At 40.4% G+C, this 17,646-nt stretch carries 15 protein-coding genes and 1 riboswitch; of the genes, 10 read left to right on the forward strand and 5 right to left on the reverse strand.

Annotation, left to right across the window (positions count from 1 at the left end; genetic code table 11):
* The first annotated feature begins 7 nt into the window (after window positions 1-7).
* The 4 genes from ACH0BF_RS01875 to ACH0BF_RS01890 all read left to right on the forward strand — a co-directional run bounded on the left by ACH0BF_RS01875 (window position 8) and on the right by ACH0BF_RS01890 (window position 4,043).
* Window positions 8-1,624 (forward strand): thiamine pyrophosphate-binding protein, encoded by a 1,617-nt coding sequence (locus ACH0BF_RS01875; RefSeq protein ID WP_120031256.1) that lies wholly within the window; start codon window positions 8-10, stop codon window positions 1,622-1,624.
* Window positions 1,625-1,644: 20 nt separating this feature from the next.
* Window positions 1,645-1,878, forward strand: a complete 234-nt coding sequence (locus ACH0BF_RS01880; protein WP_120031254.1) for a hypothetical protein — start codon at window positions 1,645-1,647, stop codon at window positions 1,876-1,878.
* Window positions 1,879-2,104: 226 nt separating this feature from the next.
* Window positions 2,105-3,025: an HNH endonuclease gene (locus tag ACH0BF_RS01885; RefSeq protein WP_120031252.1), complete on the forward strand. Its 921-nt coding sequence runs from the start codon at window positions 2,105-2,107 to the stop codon at window positions 3,023-3,025.
* A gap of 145 nt (window positions 3,026-3,170) precedes the next feature.
* A complete protein-coding gene (locus ACH0BF_RS01890) occupies window positions 3,171-4,043 on the forward strand; it encodes an AraC family transcriptional regulator (RefSeq protein WP_120037735.1) in 873 nt (290 codons plus the stop codon).
* An 89-nt stretch (window positions 4,044-4,132) separates the two neighbouring features.
* On the opposite strand, the gene ACH0BF_RS01895 is transcribed toward ACH0BF_RS01890, so the two are convergent.
* Entirely contained in the window at window positions 4,133-5,479 is a 1,347-nt protein-coding gene (locus ACH0BF_RS01895; protein ID WP_406908713.1) for an aminotransferase-like domain-containing protein, read from the reverse strand.
* Between the two features lie 166 nt (window positions 5,480-5,645).
* Between ACH0BF_RS01895 and blaOXA the strand changes: the two genes are divergently transcribed.
* From blaOXA to ACH0BF_RS01915, 4 genes are all read left to right on the forward strand, one after another.
* Window positions 5,646-6,443: a class D beta-lactamase gene (blaOXA, locus tag ACH0BF_RS01900; protein ID WP_340856406.1), complete on the forward strand. Its 798-nt coding sequence runs from the start codon at window positions 5,646-5,648 to the stop codon at window positions 6,441-6,443.
* 417 nt (window positions 6,444-6,860) lie between these two features.
* The gene (locus ACH0BF_RS01905) at window positions 6,861-8,483 is read left to right on the forward strand and encodes an amidohydrolase (protein WP_340854149.1); all 1,623 of its coding nucleotides are present in this window, start codon (window positions 6,861-6,863) and stop codon (window positions 8,481-8,483) included.
* Window positions 8,484-8,662: 179 nt separating this feature from the next.
* Window positions 8,663-8,854: a DUF3311 domain-containing protein gene (locus ACH0BF_RS01910; protein WP_120031247.1), complete on the forward strand. Its 192-nt coding sequence runs from the start codon at window positions 8,663-8,665 to the stop codon at window positions 8,852-8,854.
* Window positions 8,854-10,350, forward strand: coding sequence for a sodium:solute symporter family protein (locus ACH0BF_RS01915; RefSeq protein ID WP_340854150.1), 1,497 nt, complete (start codon window positions 8,854-8,856; stop codon window positions 10,348-10,350). Before ACH0BF_RS01910 ends, ACH0BF_RS01915 begins: the two co-directional genes overlap by 1 nt.
* Before the next feature lie 1,560 nt (window positions 10,351-11,910).
* Here ACH0BF_RS01915 and ACH0BF_RS01920 read toward each other — a convergent pair.
* The 3 genes from ACH0BF_RS01920 to ACH0BF_RS01930 form a co-directional block, all read right to left on the reverse strand.
* Window positions 11,911-12,306 carry a sporulation protein gene (locus tag ACH0BF_RS01920; RefSeq protein ID WP_406908715.1) on the reverse strand — a complete coding sequence of 132 codons (396 nt, stop codon included), beginning with the start codon at window positions 12,304-12,306 and terminating at the stop codon, window positions 11,911-11,913.
* A gap of 33 nt (window positions 12,307-12,339) precedes the next feature.
* Complete coding sequence (locus tag ACH0BF_RS01925; protein WP_340856407.1) at window positions 12,340-13,656, reverse strand: TrkH family potassium uptake protein; 1,317 nt, start codon at window positions 13,654-13,656, stop codon at window positions 12,340-12,342.
* Window positions 13,657-13,805: 149 nt separating this feature from the next.
* Window positions 13,806-13,946: riboswitch (cyclic di-AMP (ydaO/yuaA leader) on the reverse strand.
* Between the two features lie 343 nt (window positions 13,947-14,289).
* A complete protein-coding gene (locus tag ACH0BF_RS01930; protein WP_340854152.1) occupies window positions 14,290-14,892 on the reverse strand; it encodes a LysE/ArgO family amino acid transporter in 603 nt (200 codons plus the stop codon).
* A gap of 99 nt (window positions 14,893-14,991) precedes the next feature.
* Here ACH0BF_RS01930 and ACH0BF_RS01935 point away from each other — a divergent pair, with 99 nt between their 5' ends.
* Window positions 14,992-16,419 carry an aminotransferase-like domain-containing protein gene (locus tag ACH0BF_RS01935; protein ID WP_406908716.1) on the forward strand — a complete coding sequence of 476 codons (1,428 nt, stop codon included), beginning with the start codon at window positions 14,992-14,994 and terminating at the stop codon, window positions 16,417-16,419.
* A gap of 91 nt (window positions 16,420-16,510) precedes the next feature.
* On the opposite strand, the gene ACH0BF_RS01940 is transcribed toward ACH0BF_RS01935, so the two are convergent.
* Complete coding sequence (locus ACH0BF_RS01940) at window positions 16,511-17,044, reverse strand: YcxB family protein (RefSeq protein WP_182916930.1); 534 nt, start codon at window positions 17,042-17,044, stop codon at window positions 16,511-16,513.
* Window positions 17,045-17,480: 436 nt separating this feature from the next.
* Here ACH0BF_RS01940 and ACH0BF_RS01945 point away from each other — a divergent pair, with 436 nt between their 5' ends.
* Window positions 17,481-17,639, forward strand: coding sequence for a hypothetical protein (locus ACH0BF_RS01945; protein ID WP_406908717.1), 159 nt, complete (start codon window positions 17,481-17,483; stop codon window positions 17,637-17,639).
* The last annotated feature ends 7 nt before the right edge of the window (window positions 17,640-17,646 follow it).

Raw genomic sequence — 17,646 nt, forward strand, 5'->3', positions numbered from 1 at the left:
ATGCTTTATGGAAAAGACGACACGAACAGTAGCCGAATTGATCCTTGACCAGTTATCTTTATTCGGCGTCAAGCGGATTTATGGAGTAGTTGGGGATGCTATTTTTGGCCTTATTGATGCAATGGCCAAGCAGGATAGAATTAAATTCATCGCAGTCAAGCATGAATCAACAGCAGCCTTTATGGCATCAGCAGAAGCAAAGTTAACAGGCAATCTGGGTGTCTGTATCTCTACAATGGGTCCGGGAGTCGCTAACCTATTGAATGGGTTAGGAGACGCCTATGCTGATCAGGTACCCGTTCTTGCTATTACCGGACAAGCCCCCACTAATAAGATCGGGACAGCTTATAAGCAATATGTAAATCAGCAGGAGCTGGTGAAGCCATTTGCCTCTTACTCTGCAAACTTAGCGAACCAGGATGCAATTATTGAACTTTTACAAAAAGCAGTGCAAACCTCTATGGGCCAGCGAGCTGTGAGCCACCTTTCTGTTCCAAAAGATCTTTTAGACAAAACGACTGTTGTTAAACCAAGACAACTGCCGGCTGTGATAGAAGGAGGGGACACTTTCACTCAGGAAAGCTTGGATCAGGCAGCGGCCATCATGAAAACAGCCAAGCGCCCAATGATCCTTGCAGGTGCTGGTGCATCCACCGATCCAGAGGCAATTGAACAACTCGCTGAACAGTGGGGGGCAGGTATTCTTGTTAGCCTGGGCGGCAAAGGGTTATTGAACGAATCCTCTCCGAACCTTTTGCAGGGGATCGGCGAAGGTGGAAATCCTTATGCGCCAGAAGTATTCAAAGAAGCGGATGTTGTACTGCTTGCCGGCACTACATGGTGGCCTGAAGGATATGTGCCAACTGATGCGCGGATTATTCAAATCGATAAGAATTTTGATAAAGTGGAAAAAGGCATCCCCGTGGAGCTCGGAATTACTGGTAAAACAGAGGAAGTTGTCCCACTGTTAATAAAGAGCCTTCAAGGATTTTCACATTCTGCCGACTGGTTAGCTCGCTGCCGTGAAGCTAAAGAAAAGTGGGCTCGTCAAAATGAACAGGAAAGTCATACTTCCGGCTCTCCAGTTTATCCTTCGACCATTGTCCGGGCGATCGAACAGACAGTAGATGCAGATGCTATTCTTACACTCGATACAGGAAATGTCACTGTCTGGATGAACCGTAACCTACGGCAAAAAGACCAGACTGTTCTCTTTTCAGGGTATTGGCGAACTATGGGCTTCGGCCTTCCAGCTGCTATGGCCGCGAAGCTTGAGAAGCCGGAGAAACAAGTAGTAGCTGTTGTTGGGGATGGCGGACTGGAAATGACGCTGGCCGATCTCTTAACAGCTACACGCTATGAGCTCGACATTACTGTCATTGTAATGAATAATCATGCCCTGCAAATGGAAAGAGATAAACTGAAAGCAGCCGGTGAGGAGGAGGTAGGCGTGGAGCTGACCAACCCGGATTTTGTTAAAATAGCTGAAGCCTGTGGCTGGAAAGGTTTTCGTATCGAATCAGATTCGAACTTAGACGATGTTCTTCAGGAAGCATTCAATACGCCTTCCCCTACATTAGTAGATATTCGTACAGAGCAAGCTGTCTTCCCGGGCAGTAAATAACGAAAAGCTGTGGCCATCCATTGCCACAGCTTTTTGCTTTGAAAATAATTATTTATGATACTCCTCCTTCGGATTATCACCCATTTCCTGATAAAAATCTTCTACCCCAAGATATTTATGGAAATAGACTGCCTCAAGACCGGGCGATGTCCGCTTTCGTTCAAACCATTACAAATGTGACTTATCTAGAATCCATCGGCCGTATTAACATGCGAGAGGACAATGGAAAAATCTATTATTATCGAGAGTCTTAAGGCGATCGGAGAGATAAAATTTACTCCGTTAAGCATAAATGACACGATACTTTTGGCCGTTACTTTCCCCATGAGTCGTCCGGAGAGACTTATGAGCTTTTTGGTCTGCACAAAACTAAAGAATAGAAGGTGCCTGAAAGAGAACAGTTAGAAAGTAAAAGGAGAAATGATGTATAATCGAATGTAAATGAATTTTTTAATTTACCTATAGAATTGAGGATATCGTATGAATAGCTTTATTGTCATGCAAGGCCACACTTATCAAGAAGAAAAAGAGCAAGGTATTATTTGGTCTCCTCAAAAAGATAAAGGAGGCAATACCCCGCATTCATGGTTGCGTATGACTGAAGTGAAAGAGGGTGACAGAGTCTTTCATTACGTAAAAGGAGAGATCGTTGCGATCAGTGTTGCCTCATCAAATTGTCAAGAAGCGACCAAACCAGTTGCTATGCAAAGTTTTGAGCAATGGGGAGAAAACGGCTATTTAGTGCCGCTTCATTATCATGAATTAGAAGTACCTTTAAACATACGTACGAGTTTCGATGCATTGCGTCCTCTGCTGCCGCTTAAATATTCACCTTTCCAACAAGATGGCAACGGAAATCAAGGGTACTTATATCCATGCAATGAAGAGTTAGCCATTAAATTGTTAGAACTTATTAGCGACCTTAATATTTACGAAGTAGAACTCGAACAGCTTGAATTAGCCATGGGCATCGTTCGTCAAACAGAGCGCAATACGATTGTACCGATGATTGCTGAAACGGAAGCAGAAGCAAAAGCGAAAATTCGTTTAGGTCAGCAAAAGTTCAAACGTGAATTATTACCATTATGGGAGCATAAGTGTGCACTTTGTGGCATCGAACTTCCTGCATTATTACGAGCAAGCCATTCGAAACCATGGAAAGACAGCACTGATATAGAGCGGCTAGATCCGTTTAATGGCGTGCTTTTATGTTGCAATCATGATGCTTTATACGACAAAGGCTATATTGCCTTTGATGGCCGGGGGCGTCTGCATATTTCACCGCAAATACCCGAAATAGATTACGATAATTATAGGCTTCACCCTAAAATGAAAATTGCTCGCTACGAAGAAAATAAACCCTATTTTAGATGGCATAAAAAGAATGTTTTTCGGCAGTAACATGCTAACAGAAAAGGTATAGAGGAATTGGCCTCCTTATGCCTTTTGCTTTTTCTACATAACACCCCTGTCACAACAAAGCATGAAATGACCGGAAAAGAGTTTCTGAAATGTATAAGATGGAAGCAAGGGAGTGATGGACATTATGGCATGGATCGTATCGCTGCAGAAGGCAATCGATTATATTGAAGAGCATTTGCTCGATAGTGACCTTTCAATCGAAAGGGTGGCAGAAGAAGCGAATGCGTCCGCTTATCATTTCCAGCGCACATTCGCCATTTTGACGGATATGGCAGTTGGAGAGTATATCAGAGGCAGACGCTTGACACTGGCGGCACAGGAGCTGACCCAAACTGACAGCAAGGTCATTGATCTGGCCTACAAGTATGGATATGAAACTCCCGAATCCTTTGCTAAAGCTTTTCGCAGGCAGCATGGCATGACGCCAACTGAAGCAAGAAACTTTAGAGGAAAGCTGAAATCTTATAACCGCCTGACAATTCAGGTGAGTCTGAAAGGAGCAGAACCCATGCAATATTCAATTGTAAAAAAAGAAAGTTTCCACGTGACAGGGGTAAAGAAGGAGTTATCTTTAGAGGATGGAAAAAATCTTATCGCCATTCCAAAGATGTGGGATAAAGCGAACAATGACGGAACGGCTGACAAACTTCTTGAATTAAATGACGGCGATATTAAAGGGATTCTTGGTATATGTGTAGATAAGCGCAATACAAAGCCTGACAGCATGGAATACTGGATTGCTGCTGCTTGTGAAGGCCATGCATCTGATAAGCCTGGCAACTTTTTGAGCATGGAAATCCCGGCAGCCAAATGGGCGATATTCGAAGTGCATGGCCCTATGCCTCATTCCATGCAAAATGCTTGGAAGCAAATTTTCTCGGAATGGTTTCCCTCCAGCGGCTATGAGCATGCGGGTGCGCCAGAATTAGAAGTCTATTCAGCTGGAAATCCAACAAGTCCAGATTATTACTCAGAAATTTGGATTGCGGTCAAATGAGGAAAGAAAAAAGATTGCTGTTAAGCAATCTTTTTTCTTTCTAGTTTATCAACACTACGTACGCCTATGTTCGACGAAAGTGATTAAAGCTAGCTTTTACCTGAACTTACAAGCAAACCTATTTCCTCTCCAATCTTCCTAATCCCGTCCTCAATCTTTTTATCCTCTACTTGAGAAACACTTAAGCGGATGACATTCTCCTTTTTATACAAGGGGAGATACATTCCGGTCGCATCTTGGACAAGCACATTCTTTTTCTTGAGGCCATGGACGAGGTGTGCTGCTTTCATATGAGAAGGCAATTGAATGGTAGAATAAAAACCGGAGTCAGCACCAGTGAATACTACCTCGTTTGGAAGATAGTTACGAAACGCTTGTTTAAGTATCTTTCCTTTTCTTTTATAGACTTTCCTAAGCCCCTCAATGTGAGCATTATACATCCCGCTTTGAAGATAAATTTCTAATGCACCTTGGGTCAGTACAGGGGTATGAACATCCGCAGCAAATTTAGCTTTCGCAAATAATCCTAGAAGGGCATCTGGCAGGACGGCTGCTCCCAGTCTCAAGCCGGGTAATAGGACTTTTGAAAAACTTTTTGTATAAATAACTCTACCGGACGGATCATACGCAAACATAGGATCAGCCTTTTTTCTTGTGTCAAGATCTCCCATGTAATCATCCTCAATGATGAATACATCATATCTTTGTGCCAATTCCACAATTTTCTTTTTTTCCTTGTTCGTATAGCTGTATCCAGTAGGATTTTGAAATCTAGAGACGGTATAGAAAAATTTAATTAGCCTTTCTTTGAATACTTTTTCTAAATATGCTAGATCAATACCATCCCTTGTCATCTCTATTCCAATTGCCTGTAAGCCACGGGAGCAAATAGAATCAATAAAGCTGAAATGGGTCGGCTGCTCCACACAGATTTCCTCTTTTCCATTTGGAAAGGGGAGAGCTACAAGAATATCAAGAGCCTGCTGGGAGCCAGAGACCACACAAATTCTTTCCGGGGGCGTGAAAACTTGCAGCTCTTGCAGCTGCCTGGAAAGCTGATAGCGCAGTGACGGTAGGCCAAGAGGTTCTGCGTATTGAAACATTTCTTCCTTGTATAGTTCAATGGCCTGGTTAATACAGTGCTGATAATCGCGGTAAGGCATCTGCCATTTATCAGGACCAGCGGATGAGAAATCAATGAATTCCTGCGGAGGATTAGACGCCAAGTTCTGGCTGCCTACAAGAAAATAACCACTTTTGGGAACTGAATAAATTTTATGCGCTTTTTCTAGTTCATTGTAGGCTTTAATAATTGTGTTAATGCTACAGCTAAACTCTTCTGAAAGTGAACGAATAGAGGGCAACTTCTCACCAGGCTTAAGCCGGCCATCGGCTACTCTACTCTGAATTTCATTTATAATCTCTTCGTATTTCATCTCTATAAAGCCCTCCATCTTCGCCATCTGTATGGGCACAGATGACATTTTTAGCCTCTACCATGAAAGAAGATTTCCCTATAGTATAAATTACCAGAAGGGGCATGTAACTTCAGTAAAAAAGGAGGAAATCACATTGAAAATGTACGACTCTAAGAAAAGGCCAATTAGAAAGTTTATTCATCTAGCCATACTCTTTTTCGTCTCCGCCATGTTGGTTTTCACAGGTGCATCAAAAGCAGCGAATGCGGAAGTTCAAAAAACAAAGAAGCTGGAAATTGAAGAATTGTTTAATGGCAAAGACGGCACAATGGTACTTAAGAACTTAAAAAACAACCATACTTACGTGTATAACAGTAAAAGAAGTACAAAAAGACTGACACCTGAATCCACCTTTAAGGTGCCTAACGCTTTAATCGGACTAGAAACAGGCGCTGTAAGGGACGAATATGAAGTAAAGCGCTGGGATGGAGTGATCAGAGAATTTGAAAGCTGGAATCGGGACCACTCGTTAGCTTCAGCCATGCGAGAGTCAGCTATCTGGTTTTATCAGGACTTGGCGAGAGATATCGGTGAAATGAAGATGCAAGAAAACATTAACCGAATCGGATATGGAAACAAGAATCTATCAGGAGGTATTGATAGATTCTGGCTTGATAGCACATTGAAGATTTCAGCAATGGAGCAAGCTGAATTTATAGAAGACCTTGTAGAAGAAAAACTGCCATTGAAGAAAAAAAACCAAAAAACAGTTAAACGAATCATGATACAGGATGAGCAGGACCATTACACGCTTCATGGGAAAACAGGAACAAGGCTTTCGGACATGGGATTGGGCTGGTATGTGGGCTTCATAGAGACAAAAAAAGAAACTTGGGTATTTGCCGTTAACCTCAGCGGATCAGGTACAGAAGCTAAAAATATTGCTATTGAAGCATTGAAGCAAGTGAACATTATCAGATAAGAGGGTTGATAATGATGCATGAAAACTTAATTTAAAAGGATTGAAAGAGCCTATCATAAATTAATATAGGCTCTTTCTTTTTCATCTAGCTTCTGTCAAGTTATCGTCTATAATCCGATTTAATAAATATATTAATAAAATAATATCCCTGTATAAACCCGTGATTCTTTTCATTTTCCACTAATTAAATTATACAAAGATAACTATATTGTAGTATTTATGGTGAGTTCATCCAAAATAATAGGTGTTAGCTTCAGCGTGTATTCTAATGTTTAGATTCATTCTCCTCATTAACAAATTGTCCAATTAATAGGAGAAACAACCTTACCTTTTGGGTATTATCTTTCCTATCATTTCATGCTATATTTTTCAAATTACCAATAATTGATAGAATGTTTCAAAAATAGGAGGGATTCGATGAAGGCAGATATCGTTTTTTTGAACGGTGAGGTCATGACTGTAGATGAAAAGGATTCTATTCAACAAGCCATCGCAATCAAGGGAAATAAAATTTTGGCTGTTGGTTCTAATGAAGAGTTGCAAGCATTTGCAAGCGAAGGAACACGAGTAATTGATTTGAATGGAAAGTCATTGCTTCCCGGTATCATTGATGCTCACTTACATCTCATCCTGTACGGCGTTTTCCAATTGAACTTAAGCTGCAAAGAGCCAGACATGCAGTCAATGGATGCCTTATTGACTGCGTTAAAGAAAAGAGCCGCTAATACACCAAAGGGCCAGTGGGTGCGGGCCTGGGGCTTCAACGAAAGAACGATAGACGAAAAACGCTACCCGACTCTAGAAGAACTCGACTCCATTTCCACGGAACACCCGGTCGTGATCACCAGAACGTGTGGCCATATCGGTGTCGCCAACAGCTATGCCCTTCAGTTAGCCAATATAGATGCACATACAATCAATCCCCAAGGTGGCAGCATAGAAAAAGATACGGATGGCAACCTTACAGGACGCCTTATCGAAACCGCTTATATGAAAATGAATGAAACCGCCAGATACACTCCACAAGAAATCCAGCAAGCTATTTCTATCGCTCAGCAGCATTTTATAGAGGCAGGAATAACAAGCGTACATGAAGCAGGAACCTTTAATCAGGAAAGCTATCGACTCCTCCAGCTTGCCTCCCACAGCGGTGACCTAAAAATCCGTGTCTATGCCATGATCGGCACGTTGAATGACTGTAAACAATTCACCTTGAATATGATGGAGGCCGGTGTCATCACAGGTACGGGAAATGAGTTTTTCAAAATCGGTCCGGCCAAGCTTTTCACAGACGGCAGCAGTACAGGGCCAACAATTGCGACTAGGGAAGGGTACACGAGCAATAAACAAGACCATGGCATACTGTATTACTCGGAAGATGAGATCTATGAAGTATTAGGAGAAGCCCATAAGCGAGGCTATCAAATAACTGTTCATGCTCAGGGAGACCGCGCCATTGAGATGTACTTAAATGTTGTGGAAAAGGCGCTGCAAGAAGTTCCCCGGGAAAATCATCGGCATCGCATCGAACATGCGGGCATTGCAAGCCCTGATCTGCAAGAGCGAATGAAAAAGTTAAATATAATCCCTGTGCCGAATCCGCCATTCCCGTATGAATTTGGAGAAAGTTATCTACATAACTATGGAAGCCGTGTGAATTACATGTATCCAGCCCGTGATTTTATCGACGCAGGAATTGTAGCTGCCGCTGGATCCGATGCTCCGATTACGACCTGTAATCCATTTATCGGCATCTATACAGCCGTTAACCGCTGCATGAAAAACGGCACTTCGTTCGAAGAGGCTCAAAAAATAAATTTGCTAGAGGCGATTCGTATGTATACCTATAACGGCGCATACGCCAGCTTTGAAGAAACCATCAAAGGCAGCTTAGAAGCGGGTAAACTGGCTGATTTGGTTGTCTTAGACCGCAGCATCTTGAAAGAATCCGAGGAAAATCTGAAAGATATTCAGGTCGAACTAACGATGATAGATGGTGAAATTGTTTTTGAGCGGACAAAGGCAACTGCACGTTCATAATTAAAGGCTCGATACCCAACAGATTGGGCAAAACAGCTAATAACAGGACTTGTCATCAGCCAAAGACCATCAAGGGGAAAATGGAGCGACAACCATGTTCCGAACAGAGAAAGAAGGAAATACTTCTATAGACTAAAAGCTCCTATGGACAGCGCACTATCAATAGGAGGAGTGGAATTATGATTAAACTATTGCTCATTGTGCCTTTCATCGGAATATGCTTCTTGCTGCCATTTGTCAATAAAATTGAACCGTATGTATTGGGATTGCCATTCCTGCTGTTTTGGATCGTATTATGGATGATTTTGTCATCAGCTATCCTGGCTATCGTCTATAAGTATGATCCTGCTAACCAGGGAGGCGAAGAATAATGAACATCGCATTGATTATCATATTCGCCTTCGCTGCGATTGCTCTCTTTCTCGGTATTCGAGCCACACATGGGAAGAAAATGAATGTAGATGAATTTGCCGTTGGAAACAAAGGGTTCGGTACCCTTTTTGTTTTCCTGCTGATCGCTGGTGAGGTATATACAACTTTTACCTTTCTGGGTGGCAGCGGATGGGCGTATTCAAAAGGTGCAGCCGCATTCTATGTCCCTGCCTATATTTGTCTGGCTTACGTCGTTTCGTATTGGATCGTTCCGAACATTTGGCGCTATGCTAAACAGCATAACATCATCTCTCAGCCTGACTATTTTGCTTCAAAATTTAACAGTCCCATATTAGGTCTGGTAGTGAGCTTTATCGGAACGATCGCGTTGATTCCTTACATCGTCATCCAGCTCAAAGGTCTGGGAATCATCGTCTCAGAAGCGTCTTATGGAAGTATTAGTCCGCTTGCAGCAAGTACGATAGGAGCTGTCATTGCTACTATATATGTCGTTATTTCAGGAATTCACGGATCCGCCTGGACTGCCGTTCTTAAAGACATCATGATTTTGTTTGTTATCGTTTTTCTTGGACTATATATTCCTTTCCATTACTTTGGTGGAATTCAGCCTCTATTCAAAGCGGTAGAAGCAGTCAAACCTGAAAGCCTCGTTTTATCAACTGAAGGGTTGAGCATTTCCTGGTTCGTGTCTACGGTGATCCTAAATGCCTTCAGTTTTTATCTATTGCCGAATTCCTTTTCCGTTGTTTTATCCGCCAAGGGAGAGAAGTCATTGAAAAGAAATGCGATCACCTTGCCTTTATATACCTTGCTCCTGTTATTCGCATTTTTCATCGGCTTTGCAGCTATCATACAGATCCCGGGGTTACAAGGAGCGGATGGAGATTTATCTTTACTGCGTTTAACTCTTCAAACATTTGATCCATGGGTGGTGGGCATTGTCGGAGCGGCTGGCTTGCTCACAGCCTTAGTTCCAGTCTCTGTGATGTTAATGTCTGCTTCCATTGGATTAATGACGGGATTTTATAAATTGATAGCCCCCAAATCTTCTGATCGTCAGCAGTTGATTGTTTCCAAAGTCTTCGTTTTAGTCATTATCGTCATTGCGTTCGTTTTCACGATTACAGGCGGCAATGCTTTAGCAATATTGAATATTATGTCTTACAGTTTAATTGCCCAACTTGTTCCGGCATTGTTATTCAGCTTTTTCAACCAGCGTGCCATGAATAAGTTCGGTGCCATGGCAGGAATCATTACGGGAGTTGCCATCGTTTTATATGCAACGGTTACATCCGCTAAGCTGGTTGATTTCTTCCCGTCTATTCCTCCGGTCCTTAACGATATCAACACAGGAGCCATTGCGGTAGCGGTCAATGTCATTGTAGCCATAATTATCAGTCTAGGGACCAATCATTTAATCCATTCTGAAACAGAACCCGTCTACCAAGAACCGTCAAAAAATCTTATGAAATAAAGGAAGGAGGCGATCCGCTATTCAGGATCGCCTTTATATGCATTTATGTAGGTATATAGGTTAAAAAATGATAGTACGACAAGAAAGGAAGGTGGTATAAAGCGGCGATTGTCATAGTATTATCCATTACTATCATTGTTGGCAGCATTGATCATATGGTATTTGTTTCCGCTCATTTTCTTGATCGGACTTATTATGTCTTTAAGAGAAAACGAGTGAAACAAGAGGGAGGAGGCACTCTTGTTTCTTTACCTAGACCCGGAGTATTCAAATGGCTGTAAACAACCTGGGCAGCAAATAATTCCACTTACATACTTACAGAAGTAGATTGGCTTTTAGTATGCGTTAGAAAATAGAATAGTCTCTGTAATTATGTAAACTAATAATTCTTTGTCTACTTTAACGATTCAACGTTTTCTCTCAAAGGATAAATACAAAAATTCCCCAAAACATGTATCCATGATGTTTAATGTTCTCTAAATTCAAGGAGCAGCAGAAGTTCATCCAAAAACACCTCAAAGGATTGTCAAACAAACACATACCCCCAGAGCGCATTTTCTGCGTGACTATTTCGGAGGTTCGTATTAAAACGCTGCAAAGAAAGAGGTCGAACTTAAATGAGTCGAATTGTATGGATTATCATGAATGTTGTGACCGGATTATTTGTTGCTTTTTCTAGTTTTATAGGCTTTTTAATTAGCGGAATAGCAGACACGGATGAGCCCACAAATGATTATCGCATACTGATCTGGTTACTAGTTTGGATTATTGGCTTAGTTTTGCAGTATAAGTTAGAAACTAGATTACTCGGCATAATTATTTCACTCATTCCCGCAGTGTATTTCATATACGTTTATATTTCTGTGATATATGTAGCGCCAAGCTAAGGTGAAAGATCGGCAGTTAGTGAGACAGTCATGCGCGAAGTAGAAGTATACAAGGATTATGTAAAATTTGCGAGATAATAATTATTAGGAGGACTAAAGGGGAGAAGATTAGTTAGACCATGTTATTTACGTTTTATTTTAGTTAACATAATATAAATTATAGGAAGTTAAATCATTTTATCTCATCTTAAAAGTATACTATTAATATTGAGATATTTTAAAAATAAAACGAGATGCTTTTTAAGCTGATTTTTTATACTGATTTTTTATTGATTGATCATTAAACACGACTTATTAAGCCGACGGTCATATTCTTTTGTAAACATGCCGCTTAATAATCCATCTTTTTTAAATTTGCTAAAGCTTTTGCTGCGCTATTGCTTGTTGTAAAATTTTTTATCCTTTTAATCCGTTATAGAACGTTCATTTTTAACATTCTTGATTGATTGGATCTTTTTTTATCCAAACCATCTCCCTTGCCGATAATTCATCCTCTGACAAAATTATGAAAAAATACGCAGAAGACATAATTAGGAACTGAAACAATTTTATGATGAGTTACCTCCCTCTTATCCACTTCCCTTTTTTAACCATTTCATGATTTTGCCAAAAGCAAAACAAGGCATCTTCCTGAACACTCAGGGATGCCTTGTTTTCGTCACTGTTAATGCATTTATCTTAAAATTTTAATTTCATCGTGTTCCATGCTTTTGGCTCCATTGCTAAAAACGACTCTCGTGTGAAAACAATATGAGCGGCTATCAGATGAAGAATCTAATTCAGCTGGCAACAGGAACGTGAATGGGATTTGATCTGATTCTTTGGAGACAATTGATTTTGACATCAGTCTTGTCACAGCCCCTTCAACCAGTTGCTCCGTTTGCGTCTTGCTGTCTGTGACGACTAAATCACATTCAAGCCTCTTAATTTCCTGTTCAAACCACCCGCCTTCAAGAGAGAAGTATCCAGTCACTTTTTCTCCTGGAGCAAACTCTCTCTTATCTAAAACAAGGTGAATGTGTGCTGAACCAATACGTGAAAAGCATTGGCTGATTAATTCTCTAATCACGATCCGTAAATCCTCCTGCATAATGGCATAAACTTATCCAATCATTATTTTTTCTTCTGTATAACGGAACCGATCAGGCTGACGGTTCAGCGTAAGTGCTACTGCTAACGTTAAAGGGCCTAACCTTCCTGTAAACATGGCGAGTATGATGACCACCTTGCCGATAGGAGTTAAATCCGGTGTTAATCCCATCGATAGCCCTGTTGTGGCAAAAGCTGACGTAGCTTCAAAAACAATCATCAAAAATCCCTTGCCTGTTTCCGTAATCGTTAAAATCATTGTTACAATAACAACAACTGATAGGCTGCTTAATATAATCGTAAGAGACTTATAGATTAATTTATAATCAATTCGTCTTTCGAAAAAAACAACCTCTTCCTTCCCTTTAATCTGGGACATGACCGCTCCAACCAGCGTAGCAAAAGTCGTTGTCTTAATCCCTCCACCTGTAGAACCAGGAGAAGCACCAATAAACATTAAAAAGATAATCAAGAACAAAGATGTATCTGTCAAATCAGCAATATTTAGTGTGTTCGATCCCGCTGTACGCGCTGTTACTGATTGATACAAAGCGCCTAAAAACTTCCCCGTCCACGATAAAGGCTTCAATGTTTTTGTATTGTGAAATTCCAACAAGAAAATTAAAACCGTTCCTACTCCAACTAGCAAGAAGGTTGTCACCAGAACAATTTTTGTGTGTAGAGATAAGTGTTTTCTCTTCCGGTAGTCATACAATTCGTTCATGACGACAAACCCGATGCCTCCCATAATGATTAACGAGCAGATCACTAATACAACGATTGGATCATCTACATAGCCGGTTAAACTTCTAAATTCACCCATAAGGTCGAATCCTGCATTATTAAAATTGGAAATAGCATGAAAAAATCCATAATACATCGCTTTCCCTATCGGCATATCAAAAGAGAAACGAATGGTAAGCAATATCCCCCCGATAAACTCACAGGCAAGTGTGAAAAGCAAAACCCGCCTTACGAGTTTAACAATCCCTTCAATGGCCGGGGAATTAAAAGCTTCCCGTAAAATCAATCGTTCTTTCAAAGAAATTTTTCTTTTCACCAAAAAAGCAAACAGCGTTGCAACCGACATAAAGCCTAGCCCCCCAATTTGGATGAGGCCCAAAATAACAAGCTGGCCAAAGGTGGAAAACGTGGTGCCTGTATCAACAACAACCAGGCCCGTTACACACGTGGCAGACGTGGATGTAAAAAGGGCATCTAAAAAGGATAGGCCCTCTCCGTTTTTTGTCGCCGCTGGCAACGTCAAAAGATAAGCTCCTAACAAAATAACAAGAGCAAATCCGCCTGCTAAGATCTTAGGGGGATCCATAAAATGATTGGATTTGCTGTTCACGATAGTATCTCCTTCACTTCTCAATCCTAAATTTTTCTTAAAGGGCAATGGACTAATATTGAAAGCAGGGCAACAAAAAAACACTAAGAAGCCCTACTTAGTGTTCTTTACACAACACAAAGCAAACCTCCTTTCAAAACGCTGATGGGGTTAGCTGTCGGACTCGGGCCTTGAAAGTAGCCCTACCTTCTAACGAAGGATTCACCCCAAGTGCTATGCACAAAAATGGGTCCCCCACTTCCTCAAGAATTAAGCGATATTAGGTATGATTTAATGTAAACATTAAATTGATAATAGCTACTATACTCTCGGAAAAACCATTTGTAAAGATAGAATTTGCAAATTAAAAGTCCTGAACCTGCCTGTTTTACCATTCAGTACAATAAAACAGGCACCACCATAAAAAAAGCCTGCATTTTTTGCAGGCTTCCTCGCTTTTTGATAAATCAAATGGCTCTTATATTTATGGTTCATGATCGACAAGAAGATGAGATAGCCTCTTTCTATGTATCCATATATATCGTTCAAATTCTAACTAGTATTCTCATTGTGACAAACGATAAAAGAAGAGTCTTCACTAGACATAATATTGTTATTGTTTGCTGTTTGTCATATCAATCCAATCAACAGATAAACGGCAGTTCCCCAGATAAATAGACCAGAGCATTTGTTGAATATATTCATTAACCCTCCTGTACCATCAAGCTTTTTCATAATCGCACCTGCAATCGTCAATCCAAAAAACCAAATCCAAGACACTGTCACACAGGCGATTGTAAAAAAAACTTGCTCTGTGCCAACATATCTTAATGCACTTGTCCCGATCACTCCCACTGTGTCTAAAATAGCATGAGGATTTAGTAAAGAAACAGATAAAGCGAAAATAATTTGCCGCCGGATTGATAATGCTTTATTCTCTTCCGTATCCATTGGCGCAGACCGCCAAATAGCGTACCCCATGTAAAGCAAAAATAAAATTCCGACGATCATGAGACTAACCCGTAGCCATTCAAATTGTAAAACAATCACGGATAGACCAAACACGGCTAAGATAATTAAAAGTGTATCGCACAATGCAGCTGTAATAGCCGCCGGCAGTGCTTGAAACAGTTTTGGCTGTGTGGCTCCTTGCGAAAATACAAATACATTTTGCACGCCTAAAGGCAAAATAAGACCAAAGGCTAAAATGATCCCGTGGATAATGGCATCCATGTCATCAACTCCCTTCCAATTACTATCGTACTATGATACAACTAAAAGAAAACAGCCAATTGGATGGTTTTTTATCCACCCAATTTAGGAGGGGATTCAATGAATTGGAAACCCAACCGTCATTCTCATTTAACCATCCAAGAGCAAATTGTAGATTGGATAAAGATTCAGATTGAACGAGGGGATTGGACAGTTGGCACAAAAATTCCCACGCAACGCCAGCTGGCAATACAATTTAACGTCAATCGGAGCACTGTTCAACTTGCGCTTGATGACTTAAGAGCAGATGGTTTTCTCGAATCGAAAAAAGGGTCGGGCGTCTTTGTGGCCAATAATTCGTGGAATGTGCTTGTGAATAGATCTCAGCCGAACTGGCAGCAGCATATTGAATCCAGTATTCACAAACCAAATTACCATACGATTCAGCTTATCAATGAGCATGAGCAGATGGATCATGTCATCCGCCTTGGAACAGGTGAGTTATCCCCCGACTTACTTCCAACAAAACAAATGGAACAGTCGTTAAAAGAAATCTCGCTCAATCCAAAAGCCATCGGTTATTCCTCTCCTCAAGGAAGCGAAAAGCTTCGCGTCATTCTATGTAGCTACTTAAAAAAACGAGGTATTCAAACAGCGCCGGAGAACATTTTAATTGTTTCAGGCGCCCTTCAAGCTCTTCAATTAATCGCTGTTGGTTTATTAGAAGCAGGCTCCATTGTTTTTCAGGAGCAGCCATCGTATCTAAATTCCATTCATCTCTTTCAAACTGCAGGCATGCGCATGACTGCAGTTTCAAGGGATGACCATTTAGCAGACAAATTAAGGACACTCAAAAGAAAAAGACAATCTTTATTTTACTGTGTGCCGACCTTGCACAATCCGACCGGACACAATTGGTCGATGAAGGAAAAACAAACACTATATCATGCATGCAAAGAACTGCAAATCCCGATTATTGAAGATGATGTCTATCATGAATTATTATTCGACTCCACTTCGCCTGCCATAAAGTCGTTTGACACGTCCGGTCAAGTGCTTTATATCGGCAGTGTATCCAAAACGCTCAGTGCGGGATTACGGATTGGTTGGGTAGTTGCCCCTTCTCCTGTTATTAAACGATTAGCTGATATTAAAATGCAAACGGATTACGGCTCAAGCGCCTTTTCCCAAGAAATCGTTGCCCATTGGATAGCAACTGGTTTATACGAAAGGCATTTGGTTCAACTTCGAGAACAATTGAAAAAGCGGGCGGCATTTGTAGAAGGAATTTTAGAGCAGCGATTTCAAAAAATAGCTACGTGGAAAAAATCTGAGGGTGGCTTCTACATATGGATCAGGTTCCATAAACCTATCGTAAATAAGGCATTATTTCTAAATTTGTTGAGTCAGCATGTGCTGATTAACCCAGGATATATATATGAAACAAGAGACTTACATCATATCCGTCTTTCCTATGCCTATGCGTCATTAGAAGAATTAAAAGAAGGACTAAATATTTTAACAAGATTAGTGGAACAGGAACATTAAAAAAGAGTCATTATTTTGATTAAAGAATAATCAAAATAATGACTCTTTCTATAGAGTAAAACCACGGATAACAAGGAGTCTATTTAAGCTCTTACTTACTAGCGGCTGAAGAAATTCGTTGATCCATCCTACGCTGAAAGTTTTTCTGATCCGTTTCATTCAAGAATGAACGTTTCGGTAGAATATAGGCACTCATAGTACTAAAGAAGAGAAAGAAATATTGGTCATTCTCTTCTACTTTTTCTATACTGGACCAACTAACCTGGCTTTCTCCTGCTCTGTTCGTTTCTATAAACCCCTCATCATTAAATGTAAATGTATGCTCCCCTAACAAATTCTCATTATTGCCCTCGTTAAAGCTTTTGTTTATATGGCTCATAACATGCCAGTAGAAATATTTTGGATAAAATATCATCCATACGACTGAGACGAGCATAAAGACAATGGAGAATCCAACCGAAAACTCTCCTGCAACCAAAGGAAAAATAAAAGGCAGGATTAAGAAAATAATTGGCACAAAAAATTGTTGCCTGAATAAAGACTGCTTTATAGTTTTAGAATGCTTAACGTAATGAAGATTAAACGCTAGGTAATCATCTTTTGTCAGCTCATATTTAATTTCCATCTTCGTCCCCCCTATGTCTTTGCTAGTCTCCAGATTATCGTTAAAACAACTGAGTAGAGTCATTATATCGTAGAAACTTAGAATGTATACTAAAACCTGGCAGTAACCCTACTTACAAAAATTCTTGTATTCCCCCCTAACTATTTTCAGGAACTTGCGAGGGAGCCTTTTGAGAACAAATCTTTAGTGGGCAGGATCCCCATCTGGCGTTTCAACATAATCAATACTAAAAGCTCTGTCAAACCGTTGAGCCTTTACCTATTTTCTTCCCTTTTCAAGCAATAAAAAAAAAGACCTTTGTCAATCTTTAGAGATTTTCTATCTTTAAGTTTAACACTATAAAGAAACACAGCCCAAACTAGTGTATAATAAAAAAAATTACAAAAACCCCATAAAATGTATTTACTAACCATCATAATAATCGGAGGATGCAAATATGACTCATAATGACACTGGAACTATTCAGAACATTCTTGATAATTATATCGATTATCGAAATCTTATTCCGAAGCATAATGGATTTGTATTTAAATTTATAAAGAAAAACAATGAGTTTATCCATACATTTGCAGAAGGTGACTTTCTAAAAAAATAGAGATTCC

The sequence above is a fragment of the Pseudobacillus sp. 179-B 2D1 NHS genome (assembly GCF_045370945.1).
Taxonomy (GTDB): domain Bacteria; phylum Bacillota; class Bacilli; order Bacillales; family Domibacillaceae; genus Pseudobacillus.